Source organism: Nonomuraea sp. NPDC050383 (assembly GCF_044459125.1).
In the GTDB taxonomy this organism is placed as follows: Bacteria; Actinomycetota; Actinomycetes; order Streptosporangiales; family Streptosporangiaceae; genus Nonomuraea.
Map to the genome: position 1 here is coordinate 158622 of NZ_JBITIP010000002.1, position 11955 is coordinate 170576.

The 11955-nt window shown below is 71.5% G+C and carries 12 protein-coding genes; 5 read left to right on the forward strand and 7 right to left on the reverse strand.

The window, feature by feature from the left end; all coding sequences use genetic code 11:
* Window positions 1-138: 138 nt before the first annotated feature.
* Together ACIBG4_RS05455 and ACIBG4_RS05460 are read right to left on the reverse strand one after the other, a co-directional pair.
* The gene (locus ACIBG4_RS05455) at window positions 139-1383 is read right to left on the reverse strand and encodes an SGNH/GDSL hydrolase family protein (RefSeq protein ID WP_397200807.1); all 1245 of its coding nucleotides are present in this window, start codon (window positions 1381-1383) and stop codon (window positions 139-141) included.
* Entirely contained in the window at window positions 1380-2819 is a 1440-nt protein-coding gene (locus ACIBG4_RS05460) for an MFS transporter (protein WP_397200808.1), read from the reverse strand. Before ACIBG4_RS05460 ends, ACIBG4_RS05455 begins: the two co-directional genes overlap by 4 nt.
* A gap of 132 nt (window positions 2820-2951) precedes the next feature.
* Here ACIBG4_RS05460 and ACIBG4_RS05465 point away from each other — a divergent pair, with 132 nt between their 5' ends.
* Window positions 2952-3572, forward strand: coding sequence for a TetR/AcrR family transcriptional regulator (locus ACIBG4_RS05465; protein ID WP_397200809.1), 621 nt, complete (start codon window positions 2952-2954; stop codon window positions 3570-3572).
* Here the strand turns inward: ACIBG4_RS05465 and ACIBG4_RS05470 are convergent.
* Both ACIBG4_RS05470 and ACIBG4_RS05475 read right to left on the reverse strand, forming a co-directional pair.
* Window positions 3562-4617 (reverse strand): hypothetical protein, encoded by a 1056-nt coding sequence (locus ACIBG4_RS05470; protein WP_397200810.1) that lies wholly within the window; start codon window positions 4615-4617, stop codon window positions 3562-3564. The two genes, ACIBG4_RS05465 and ACIBG4_RS05470, sit on opposite strands and share 11 nt — an antisense overlap.
* Window positions 4618-4667: 50 nt before the next feature.
* Window positions 4668-5162 (reverse strand): carbonic anhydrase, encoded by a 495-nt coding sequence (locus tag ACIBG4_RS05475; RefSeq protein ID WP_310711539.1) that lies wholly within the window; start codon window positions 5160-5162, stop codon window positions 4668-4670.
* Window positions 5163-5301: 139 nt separating this feature from the next.
* On the opposite strand from ACIBG4_RS05475, the gene ACIBG4_RS05480 reads away from it, so the two are divergent.
* Window positions 5302-5616, forward strand: a complete 315-nt coding sequence (locus ACIBG4_RS05480) for a hypothetical protein (protein WP_310711538.1) — start codon at window positions 5302-5304, stop codon at window positions 5614-5616.
* A gap of 75 nt (window positions 5617-5691) precedes the next feature.
* Entirely contained in the window at window positions 5692-6063 is a 372-nt protein-coding gene (locus tag ACIBG4_RS05485) for a VOC family protein (RefSeq protein ID WP_310711537.1), read from the forward strand.
* A 171-nt stretch (window positions 6064-6234) separates the two neighbouring features.
* Here the strand turns inward: ACIBG4_RS05485 and ACIBG4_RS05490 are convergent, their stop codons facing one another.
* Window positions 6235-7698 (reverse strand): M4 family metallopeptidase, encoded by a 1464-nt coding sequence (locus ACIBG4_RS05490; RefSeq protein ID WP_397200812.1) that lies wholly within the window; start codon window positions 7696-7698, stop codon window positions 6235-6237.
* Window positions 7699-8163: 465 nt separating this feature from the next.
* Window positions 8164-8850, reverse strand: a complete 687-nt coding sequence (locus tag ACIBG4_RS05495; RefSeq protein WP_397200813.1) for an alpha/beta fold hydrolase — start codon at window positions 8848-8850, stop codon at window positions 8164-8166.
* A gap of 125 nt (window positions 8851-8975) precedes the next feature.
* Here ACIBG4_RS05495 and ACIBG4_RS05500 point away from each other — a divergent pair, with 125 nt between their 5' ends.
* Entirely contained in the window at window positions 8976-9977 is a 1002-nt protein-coding gene (locus tag ACIBG4_RS05500) for a helix-turn-helix transcriptional regulator (protein WP_397200814.1), read from the forward strand.
* A 28-nt stretch (window positions 9978-10005) separates the two neighbouring features.
* Here the strand turns inward: ACIBG4_RS05500 and ACIBG4_RS05505 are convergent, their stop codons facing one another.
* On the reverse strand, window positions 10006-10911 hold the full coding sequence (locus ACIBG4_RS05505) for an endonuclease/exonuclease/phosphatase family protein (RefSeq protein ID WP_397200815.1): 906 nt from the start codon (window positions 10909-10911) through the stop codon (window positions 10006-10008).
* A gap of 277 nt (window positions 10912-11188) precedes the next feature.
* On the opposite strand from ACIBG4_RS05505, the gene ACIBG4_RS05510 reads away from it, so the two are divergent.
* Window positions 11189-11761, forward strand: coding sequence for a TetR/AcrR family transcriptional regulator (locus ACIBG4_RS05510; RefSeq protein WP_397200816.1), 573 nt, complete (start codon window positions 11189-11191; stop codon window positions 11759-11761).
* Window positions 11762-11955: the final 194 nt, after the last annotated feature.

The window sequence follows — 11955 nt, forward strand, 5'->3', positions numbered from 1 at the left end:
GTGGGGTGATCGGAAGTTGCTCGGTCACGCTTCGTGGGGTGACCGGCAGGCCTTCCGTACCCGCCCCGGACGGCCGGCTTGCGAGTCACTCGAAGGCCCGCACCCCGTGCGCGGGTGCGGGCCTTTCGAGTGGGCGCCTCAGAGTTGGTCGGCGATGAGGCGGGCCATGGCGGTGTAGCCGGCGTCGTCAGGGTGCAGGTGGTCACCGCTGTCGTAGGCGGGGTCGAGGACGTCGGGGTCGCCGGGGGAGGCCATGCCCCGATCGAGGTCCACGACCGCGTCGTACTCGCCGGAGGTGCGGATCCACTGGTTGACGGCGTCGCTGACGGCGGCCGCGTGCTCACCCCAGTGGTCGGAGTTCTTGAACGGCAGCAGGGTCGCCCCGACCACCCTGACGCCCTTCGCGTGCGCCTGCCTGATGAGCCGGCGGTACCCGGCGATCAGCTCGTCGGCGGAGACCACGGGCGCCGGCTTGTACGTCGGCGTGTCCGACTCGCTGAAGCCGATGTCGTTGACGCCCTCCAGCACGATGACCGTGCCGACGCCCGGCTGGTCGAGCACGTCGCGGCGGAAGCGGGCCGCTGAGTGGTCGCCGTACCAGGCCGAGTCGTTGAGCACCAGGTTGCCGCCGATGCCGGCGTTCAGGACGGGCCGGGGCCGGCCCAGGGCGGCGAGCCGCTCGGCCAGCTCGTCGGGGTAGCGGCCGTCGGCGTCGGCGGTCGAGCCGAACCCGTCCGTGATGGAGTCACCGAAGGCCACCACGGCATCGCCCGTCTTCGCGCCGCCCGTGACGTCGAGGCCGGACAGGTAGTACCAGGAGTGCGTCATCTGCGTGAAGGCACTCGCCGCGGTGTCGGCGCGGTGGTCGCCCCGCGCCCGGAAGCTGCCGGCGTACGCCTGCGAGTGGAACGTCGCCGGTCCGGTGGTCCCGGCGAAGTACAGGGTGACGGCCACCGACTGGAACGGGCGGACGTCGAGCCGTACGGGGTCGCTCACGAGCCGCCCACGGGCGGGGAGGCTGGTCGAGCCGGCATGTCCGAAGGTGAGGTGCCGGACGGACTCCGGCCGCACCGAGGCGCCCTGGCCGGCGAGGGCCACGGTGGCGCCCGTCAGACGTACGGGGGACGGCCCGTAGTCGTTCGACAGCCGGATCCGCAGCGATGAGCCGCCCGCGGTGGGCCTGACCACCTGGCGCACGCTCTGGCCGCTGAAACCCTCCTCCGACCAGTTCGGCTCGAACCCGGCGCTGGGCCGCTGCGGCGCGGCCGTCCAGGCGGCCCGCCAGTCCGCCCGCTGGTCGACGGCGGCGTGGGCGTGGCCGGGAACGGCCGTGGACGAGCCGAGTGCGATCACCAGGGCCGAGAGAGCTGCGACGAGATTCATGACATCTTCCGCTTCAGGACGACGGCGATGAGGACGCCGAGGAGGACCAGGGCGGCGTTCGCGGCGACGGCGACGGTGACGCCGTGCAGGATCGCCCCGGCGGACATGGCGCCCGCGGTCGCCGCGGTGACGATCGCGGACATGATCGGGGTGCCCATGGTGATGCCGACCTGCTGCGACATCGACGCCAGCCCGGTCGCCAGACCCTGCTCGTGGTCGGGCAGGCCGGTGGTGGCGGTGACCATGAAGCCGACGATGACCAGCATGTTGCCCACGCCGCCCAGGAAGGTGGCGGGCAGCAGCAGTCCCATCGAGTCCGGCGTGTCGCCGAGGAGGAGCAGGACGGCGGTGAAGACCGCCTGCAGCAGCCCGCCCCCGACCAGGACGGCCACGGTGGAGGTGCGGGCGATCGCCTTCGGCGCGAGCAGGCCCCCTGCCACGGTCCCGAGCCCCAGGACGCCGAAGGAGAGCCCGGCGGTGAGGGCCGAGAAGCCGAGGGTCTTCTGCATGTACAGCGTGAGCAGGTACACCAGGGACGTCTCGGTGACGAAGGCGAGCAGTCCGAGCACGTTGCCCCACGCCACGGTGGGCTTCCTCAGCACGTGCAGCGGGACCAGCGGCTGGGCGGCCCTGCGCTCGACGAGGAGGAAGGCGACCAGCAGGGCCGCGCCGGCCAGCAGGCCCGCCAGGGCCACGGGGTGGGTCCAGCCGTGCTCGCCGGCCTGCGTCAGGCCGTAGACGATGCCGAGCAGCGCGAGGGTCACGGTCAGCGCGCCGGGCAGGTCTGCCTTGGGGCGCGCGGCGGGCCGGGACTCGGCGATGACGGTGGGGGCGACGGCGAGCACCGCGAGCGCGACGGGGACGTTGATGAAGAAGGCCCAGCGCCACGAGAGCAGGTCGGTCAGGACGCCGCCGAGGACGGCGCCGGCGGTGAACCCGGCCGACATGAGCGCGCCGTTGAGGCCGAGGGCCTTCTGGCGCAGGGGCCCCTCGGGGAAAGAGGTGGTGAGCAGGGCGAGCCCGGCCGGGGTCGCGGCGGCGGTCGCGAGCCCCTGGGCGACCCGGGCGACGATGAGCACCTCGGGGTTCGGGGCGAGCCCGCCGACCAGGGAGGCCAGGCCGAGGAGCGCGAGACTGCCGAGGAAGATGCGCTTCCGGCCGACCAGATCGCCGATGCGGCCGAACAGGAGGGTGAAACCGGCGGCGCTCAGGGCGAAGGCGGTGGCGATCCACTGCAGGTTGGCCAGGGAGAAGCCGAGGTCGTCACCGATCTCGGGCAGTGCCACGTTCAGGATCGAGAAGTCGACGGCCAGCATGAACTGGGCGACCAGCAGCACCGCGAGCGTGACCTTCAGCCGGACGGTCAGCCGCCGGGGAGGCGGCTCGTGCGCGGAGGCCGGCGCCGTGGCCCTGGGCAGGGGCTTCGTGGTGGACATGACGGGGACGTCCTTTCGGGTACACCAGTGCAAACGGTTCTGTGGTTCCGTTAAGATGCAAGAACGGTAGCACTCCTGCTGCCGTAAGGGAACCACGGTCCCGATAAGAGTGCTCGCGAGAAGGAGTCCGACATGGCCGCCGCTCCCCAACCCGGTGCCGTCCGCCCGGGAGGACGTACCGCCCGCGTCCGCGAGGCAGTCCTGCAAGCAGCGGGGGACACCCTGGCCGAGAAGGGTTTCGACGCCCTCGATCTCGCCGAGATCGCCCGGGTCGCGGGGGTCGGGAAGACGACCGTCTACCGCCGCTGGGGCACGCCCGGCGCGCTCGCCGCCGACCTGCTCGCCGACATGGCCGAGCAGTCCCTGCCCCGCGCGCGCACGGGCAGTGTCGACCAGGACCTGCGCGACAACGCCCGCCTGGTCGTCAGGACCCTCACCGACCCCCGCCAGGGGCGCCTGTTCAAGGCGCTGATCGCCGCCTCACTGTGCGACGAGCAGGCCGCGCGGGCGCTGCACCGCTTCTACGCCGTACGCATCGACGAGTGGGCCGGCTGCGTCACCGACGCCGTCGAACGAGGCGAACTGCCCACCGGGACCGACCCGCACCGGGTGATCGCCGCCGTCTCCGCGCCCCTGTACTACGCCCTGCTCAACACCGGGGAGCCTCTGGACGACGCCGCCGCGGACCGCGCCGCGGCGGGCGCGCTGGCCGCCGCGCGCGCCGGGGTCGCCTCGATGGAACCTAGGGGGTGATGGCCGGGTTCGTGCCCAGGATGTGCTCGGTGGCCTGCGCGAGGCGGGGGAGGAAACGGGTGACCTCGGCGGCGCGCCGGCGGAGGTCGCCGGAAGAGGTGATGCCCAGGTCCGCCAGCGCGGCCTCGAACGACGGCAGCCGCGACCGGTGGAGCGAGGGCGCGTCCGCCGCCAGGATCGCGTGGCAGCGGGCGAACGTCGCGATGATCCAGAAAACGGCCTCACGGTGGTCGCCGCGCTCGACCAGGTCCCGGCTGCCGTCGATCGCGATCGGCCGGGCCGCCGAGGTGATGTCACTGCTGAAGGGGAACGGAGTTCTCGTGACGCCGGCCGCGAGGTCGAACGTCGTGGCCAGCTCGCGCAGGTGACCCCGGACCCGTTCGGCCTGGAGGTGCGAGCAGCCGAGGAGGTCCAGCATCTCCAGGTAGAGGCCGGACAGGCGGTAGGAGGCGAGGACCTCGCGCACCGCCGGATAGCGCAGCCGTACGGTCGGGTTGCGCAGCGCGGCGACGAGCGGCACGTGGACCGTGACCCCGGCGGCGAACAGCCACGTCATCACCTGCTCATGGAAGGGCCGCGGAGCGCCGGGCGCCGGGGAGGTCAGCGCCGTGGCGCGGGCCTCGATCCTCCGTACGGCGTCCTCGCATCTGCGGCGCACCCACGGGCGGGCGGCGAAATGCGACGCGACGTGTGCCTGGACGGCGCGCAGGCGGCCGGTGGGGTCGTCGATGACGCTGTCCGTACGGAACGCCCCAGCCAGGTGGTACGAGCCCAGGACGTCGTCGGCGGACCGCAGCGCCGCCCAGGGGAGATGGCTCACCTCCAGCAGGACGCCCCGGTAACGCAGCTTGCCGGGCTTGGCCGGCGGCGGGTCCTGGGCCATGACCACGAAGAGGTCCAGGTCCGAGGACGGCGGCAGCTCGGCGTCGTCCGGCAGGCCGACCGTGGACCCGGCGGCGTACGCCCCCCGATAGCGGGGGTCGGGACGCGCGTGCTCGGCCACCCAGCGCGCCGCGGCGGCGCGCGCGGCTCCCACTCTCACCATGACGACCATCATGGCCCGCTACGGCCGCGCGCGGTCCCCGCGGCGGCCGGTCACAGGGAGACGGGCATCAGCCTTCCCGTGTGGACGTCGTAGATAGCGCCGCCCACCGGCATGTCCTTCGGCAGGAACGGCGTGGTCCGGATGCGCGTGAGGTCGTGGCGCAGCGCCGCGTCCTGGTCCGGGACGGTGTGGAACTCGAGGCTGCGCGTGTCCACCCCGTTCAGTTGCGTCAGGTCGTGCACGTCGCCGTCCGTCACCTTGGACATGCCGCAGTCCGTGTGCGGCATCACCAGCACGCGCTCCACGCCCAGCAGGTACACGGCCAGGACCAGAGTGCGCAGGACGTCGTCGGTGACGCGGGCGCCCGCGTTGCGCAGGATCTTGGCGTCACCCGCCTGCAGCCCCAGCAGTCCCAGAGGGTCGATGCGGGAGTCCATGCACGTGACCACCGCGAGTCCGCGTGCCGCACGGCCCGTGAGGCCCGAGTTGGCGAAGTCCTTCGCGTATTCCGCGTTTCCGGCAAGCAGGTCGTCGAACTCACTCATGCTGAGATAGTGCCTCATGCCGTTTCGGCGGGCTTTCGCGGGGTCCCGACAGGCGGGAGTTGGCCAACCTCCCCCCATCGGCTGTCACCATGGGTGATGATGTCGTAGCCCTCAGTGTGAGTTGCCGAAGAAGGTTGCCGTGAGTAGGTCCGAATCCCTCGCCGCGTACTTCCGTACCCAGGCGCGGCGCCGCCTCGACCGGGTGGAGTCCAACGACGCGGGCCGCAACGCGCGGTCCGCGCTGGCGCTCCTCGACGCCGCCGCCTACGCGGCCGGGCTCGCGGACGACGATCCGCTGATCGAGCGGCTGGCGGAGGCCGGGTGCTTCGGCGAGTCCGGGCGCGAGGGGTTCGACCCGGGGCCGGAGGGCACCCGGCTGGTGCGCGGCTGGGAGGGCGGCGAGCCTCGCGAGCTGATCCTCGCCCTGCCGTCCGTCGCGGCCAGCACCACCTGAGGACGGCCCGAAGAAGGGGTGTGCGGGGGCGATGTCCGGGTAGCAAGGGCGTCGCAACCGACTCGGAGGTGTGTGGTGAAGGGCATCGCGGAATTCCGCTCGATCGTCTTCGACTGCGCCAACCCGCGCATGCTGGCCGAGTTCTACGCGGGACTTCTCGGCTGGTCCGTGGACCATCAGGAGGATGACTGGGTGGTCGTCACCGACGGCGGCTCGCCGAAGCGGCTGGCGTTCCAGCGGGTCGAGGACTACCGGCCGCCGATCTGGCCGCGCTCCGAGCGTCCCCAGCAGCTCCACCTCGACGTGACCGTGGAGGACATGGACCAGGCGGAGAAGGCGGTGATCGAGCTCGGCGCGACCAAGCACGACCACCAGCCGAGCGAGGAGGACAGCTTCCGGGTCTTCCTCGACCCGGCCGGTCACCCGTTCTGCCTCTGCCGCGACTGACGACCGGCCGGCCACGCCTCCGGTCCCCGAAGCAGCCGGACGTCCAGGACGCCCAGGAACAGTCCAGGGGCCCCCGCCCTGGTGCTCCGGTGCAGGAGGGGCCGGTCTCCCGCGGGAGACCGGCCCCTCATCTCATTGATCGGCGCACGTGTCAGCGGGCCGCCACCAGGGTCAGGGGCAGGGCTGGTCGGCGGCGGTCACGGCGACCGCCGACCAGGCGGCCTGCACGGCGCGATACTCCGCTCCGCACTGACCGTAGAGCTCGGTCGCCGCGGCGAGCATCCCGGTGCGCGCGTCGGCGTAGTTGGTCGACGGGGTCCACTGCGTGGTCAGCGCGTGGAACCACAGGCGGGCGGCGGTGTCGCGGCCGACGCCGGTGACGGCCGCCCCGTCGCAGGTGGGGCTGTCGCCCCAGGCTGAGGGACCGCTGCCGTTGGCGAGCAGGAAGAAGGCGTGATTGCCGACACCGGAGGAGCGGTGCACGTCCAGGTTGCCGACGGTGGGCGACCAGCAGTCGGCGGACACGCCGTCCCTGCTGGGCCGGTCCATGTAGCGCAGCGGCCCGGCCTTGAACACCTTCTCGCCCACCAGGTAGTCGGGCGCGTCGGCGGGGTTGGCGGCGTGGAACTCCACCAGGTTGCCGACGATGTCGGCGGTGGCCTCGTTGAGCGCGCCGGCCTCGCCGGTGTAGACGAGCTTGGCCGTGCGGGCGATGACCGAGTGGGTGGCCTCGTGCGCCACCACGTCGAGGGAGGTGTACGGGTTGGTGGTGACCCCGTTGCCGTCACCGAAGCGCATGCAGTGGCACTGGGCGCTCCAGTAGGCGTTGGACAGCCTGTCGCCCTCGTGCACGCCGGCGTTCAGGGTGCTCGGCCCGTCCGAGAAATCGGAGTTGCTGACGAGGGTGTAGCCGAAGGTCTGTTTGTAGAAGTCGTACGTCGTCGCGGCGCCCCACTGCACGTCCACTCCGTCGGTCTGCGCGTTGCTGGACCCGCCGTTGCCCCAGTCGCCGTCGGGGTCGGTGAAGTACCGCATGGTGTCGACGTCGTAGGTGCCGAACATGCCGCGCGTCGGATCCGCCAGCATCCTCGTGCTCGACGTGCTGGAGACGGGGGTGGTGGTGAGCGGCACGTCGCCGGAGTGGAAGCCGTGACCGAGGTCGGCCTGTACGTCGTCGTAGGTGGTGCGCACCCCGCCTGTCGCGGCGTCCACGAGGACGTGCAGGGCCGTCGGCAGGCCGCCTGTGCGGGTGCCGGTGACCAGGACGTCCCAGGCCAGCGCGGGCGCGCGGGCGGCGTCGTTGTCGCCGAGCGCCTCGATCACCAGTCGCGGCGACCCGCTCGGCTTGTACGGGAACCTCTTGGCCGCGATCGCCGCGGCGGCCGGGCCGGTCACCCGGGGTGTGGTGGACAGAGCGCTCAGCGTCGACAGGGTGCGGCTCTCCGGAGCCTTGTCCCCGTGAGTGATGATGTCGCCGCCGAGCACGGGTAATCCCTGGTACGTACGCTCGTAGTGGGTGTGTTGGGTACCGCCGGGGCCGGTGACGGTGCGCAGGGCGTGCAGTTCCTCGCCCGGAGCCGCGTACACGGGCGGTGCGACGGCCACCAGGCCCGCCAGCAGGACGCCTGCCAGCACAATGCCAGTTGAACGCACATTTCCTCCGATGCTCAGCCAGATGGTGTAGTGCGGACCGCAAGGCGAGATCTCGCCGTGGTCATGACCATGAGCCACGATCCTGCTCATGTCCGGCATGTGTGCCGGACCCTGTCGAGGGCGTGGTCGGCCACGTCCTGCCAGCCGTCCTCGGCGATGAGCAGATGGAAGCGGCCGGGGAACTCGTGGAGGTCCTGGATCTGCAGATCGGGGCCGGGTTCGTCACGACTCCCCTTGGGAGAGACAGAACGGTCTGTAGATGCGCCAGACGATACGCAGACCGTTCTGTTCATGTCAACGCATGTGTCAAGGCTGTGACCGCGGCTCTCACCGAGACGACAACGGCCCTGCAGATGAGGCCGGGCGCGGGCGACGAGAAGGCTTGTTCGCCGGCGGACATGGGTTCGTCGTGGTGGACGAACCCCACGCGGGAGTACAGCCGGGGGTTCAGGCCTCGGGGGCGGCCGCGGCCAGGATCCGGGCGAGCTCGGCCGGCTTGGTGATCATGGGCCAGTGGCCCGAGTCGATGTCCACGAGCTCAAGGTGTTCGGCCCTGCCCAGCTCTGGCACGTCACCGGCGGCGATCCACTCCTGAGCCTGGGCAGGGGTGAACTCGGGACACACGACGAGGACGGGGACGGAGAACCGCCGCTCGTCCGTCAGGCGCACCACGCCCTTCGTCACCCCCGCGGGGACGGGGATCGCCGCGGACGCGAAGTCCCGCCTGGCCTCCTCGCCGAGGTCGGCCGAGTCCGGCCCTTCGAACGGACCCCAGCCGGGGAAGGGCATGACGCCGTCCTTCAGCTCGAAGAAGTCGGCGTAGGGCTGCCCGCCGGCGGCCGGGAAGCCGCCGACGAACGCGACCTTGGCGACCCGCTCCGGGCGCGCGTCGGCGGCAAGCCATGCCAGGGTGCATGCGGCGGAATGCCCCACCACCATGGGGTTGCCCGACGCCGAGTCCACGGCGGCGAGCACCGCTGCCGCCTGGTCGTCGAGAGTGGCCGAGGCGGATCCGTCGCCCTGCCCGGGCAGCATGATCGGCACGGGGCGGTGGCCGAGCGCCTCAAGGGCGGGCACGACGTCGTCCCACGCGGATCCGTCGAGCCACAGGCCGGCGATGAGCAGGATATCCATGATCGTTCTCTTTCTTCAGCGGGTTCCGGCGAGGTCCTGCCAGGGGACTCGGTCAGGACGTCAGGCTAGGCCCGATTCCGGACGTTCTACTTCCTGTTCGTCCCGTGACCTCCTAATGTGCTCGTGTGCCGACCGATCTCAGTCCCACCGCACGGGCTCTGCGCGCCATGGAGATCCTCCAGACCCGCCCCGGCGTGACGGCCGGCGAGCTCGCCGCCTGTCTGGGCGTCACGGAGCGGGCCGCGCGCCGGTACGTCGGGATCCTCCGCGAGGCGGGTATCCCCGTCGAGTCGGCCCGCGGCCCCTATGGGGGGTACCGGCTCGGGCGCGGGACGCGACTGCCTCCGGTCGCCTTCACCGAGCCCGAGGCGCTTGGCCTGGTCATGGCGGTGCTCGACGGCCAGCCGGCGGCCGCCGACGTCGGCGACCTCGTCGGCGCCGCCCTGGGCAAGGTCATCCGGGCTCTGCCCGAGAGTGTCGGACGGCAAGCGGCGACGCTGCGCGAGCATGCGTCGGCGGCGCCCGACCGGCTCTCGGCCCGTCCGGATCCCGCCACCACCAGCGCGCTCGTGGCCGCCATCGCGGACCGGCGGCGCGTGGTGATCGCCTATCGGAGCGAGTCCGGCAACGAGTGGGAGGCCGAGGTGGACCCCTGGGCGGTCGTCGTCCGCCACGGGCGCTGGTACCTGCTGTGCTACTCCCACCGCGCGGACGCCATCCGCACCTACCGGGTCGACCGCGTCCGCCAGGTCCGGCGGAGCACACACGCGTTCGAGCCGCCCGACGGCCTCGACCCGGTGGCGGCGCTGGAGGAGAACCTGGGCACCGGGTGGGAGTTCGCCACGCGCGTCGTGTTCGACGCTCCCCTCGCCGAGGTGGCGCCCTGGATCCGGCCGCCCATGGGGCGGCTCGAACCGTCGGGGGACGGGTGTGTGCTCGTCGGCAGCACCAGCAATCCGACGATGTACGCGCAGGAATGGCTGCCGAACATGCCGTTCCCCTTCCGCGTCGAGGGTGGGCCGGAACTGCGCGCCGCAGTCACGATGCTCGCTTCGCGTCTCGCCGCCGCCCTGGCGGGCCCGCCCATGGACGACGCCACACCGGGCCCGGGGGCCGACCGGCCGTGACGCGCATCGGCGTCAACCCGACACACCCTCAGCCGGCGACGGTGACCGTGGCGAACGCGTTGAGGATGCGATGGTCGGAGCAGGCCTTGTCGCGGTTGGCGCCACAGACGTGGCCGATGGGTTGGGAGTCCGCCGAGTACGACACCAGCCGGTCGGCGGCGGCGAAGACGAGGTCCACCTTGCGAGGCTGGCCACAGGAGCCGAGCGGGAGGCTGCCTTCCGTGGTCTGCTCGCCCCAACCTGGACAGGTCGCATCCAGGTCGTCGAGTTCGTGATACGAGCCGCTGTTGTGCGCGTTGTTCGCGGTGTCCACGCTCGAGTCGTACCAGGTGTCCAGCAGCGGGTCGTCGGGTTGGACATTGAAGTCGCCGGCGATGATGGCGGTGTTGCCCTGAGCGTGGTAGCGGTCAAGAACCTTGCGTACGTAGGTGAGCTGGGCCGCCTGGTAGGCGCGGTCGAACGTCACGTGGGTGGTGCAGAACTTCACGCTCGTCTTGTCGGCGATGGGAGCGCACAGCAACTTGCGCTGCAGGGCCGAGCCGTCGTACGGCAGGGTGTACCGCTCGGTGGCGCCGAGGGGAAAGCGGCTGAACAAGGCTTGGCCGATGCCGGTGCCGTCGCAGTAGGAGGTGCCGTCGGCGGGCCTCATCGGCTCATAGCGGGCGAAGTTGCTCGCATTCTGCGGCCAGCCGATCTGCTGGAGGTAGTCGATCAGAGCGCCGTACTGGTTGTGGCAGATCTCGTTGACTGAAACGAAATCCGGGTTGCGACCGCCGATGGAGCGACCCATGGCCTGAATGATGCCGTTGGTCGTGGAGCCGAGGTGGTAGGCGTGGCCGGCGATGTTCCAGTGCCAGATCTGGTACGTGGCAGATGAGGCCGCCGGCGCCGGCGCCCCTGACATCAGGACGACTGACATCAGGACGGCGGCCACGCAGAGGCTGCGCACAAGATTCACAGTGGCACCTTACGCATACTCGCCGGGGCTCGGTGGCCGGGATGCCCGCGAGGGGCAGCGCGCTCGATCGGCCGCACTGACCCTGCGCCCCGGCGGCGTGTCGTCATTGCTGGGGAAGCCGGTTTCGTCACACCTCCCCTCGGAGGAATACAGACCGTTCTGTATCCCTGCGGAGGTGCAGTGACCGCTCTGTTACCGTCAACACATGCCGTCGAAGCGCCCCGCAGCCTCAGTTTCGTCGCCCGTTCGTTCGGTGCAGAGGGCGCCTGACGGGACGCCCGCACGCCGGCGGCTGCTGCGGGCCGCAGCCAGGCTGTTCTACAGCGAAGGCATCCAGTCGGTCGGAGTCGACCGGCTCGTGGCGGAGGCGGAGGTGACCAAGGCGACCTTCTACCGCCACTTCCCGAGCAAGGACGACCTCGTCCGGGCCTACATCCAGGAACGCGATCAGGAGGCCCGCGCCACCGCCGACACCTTGATCGAGCAGGTCAGTGACCCCTCGAACGTCATCGCCGCGCTCGCCACTCAGGTCAGCTACCAGGTGTGCACTCCCGACTTCCGCGGATGCGCCTTCATCGGCGCCGCCGTCGAATACCCCGACCCCGGTCATCCGGTCCGCCTTGCCGTGGCCGAGCATCGGCGCTGGTTCCGCACCCTCCTGACCCGGCTGCTGAGCGAGACCGGCCATCCACAGCCCGAAGCGGCAGCGCAGACGCTCGTCCTGCTGCGCGACGGCGCGATGATGGGCGGCTACCTCGACGACCCCGCCGCGACGACAGCAGCCCTCCGTACCGCCATCGACCACCTGCTTCTCGCCGACCGCTGAGGCCGCGGTCTTCCTCCGGGCCCGCGTTCCCCATCGGTGTCGCCGCGGACGACAAGCGTCACTCCGTGCGGGGAACGACGTCGCGAAGGGCGAGGCGCGGGCTGGACGCGAGGACGCGGGCACCCTCGAAGGCGCCCGCGTCCGTCACGCCGCCCGAGGACACCCGCGTTCACGCGCAGGCCAGGAGAGGAGAC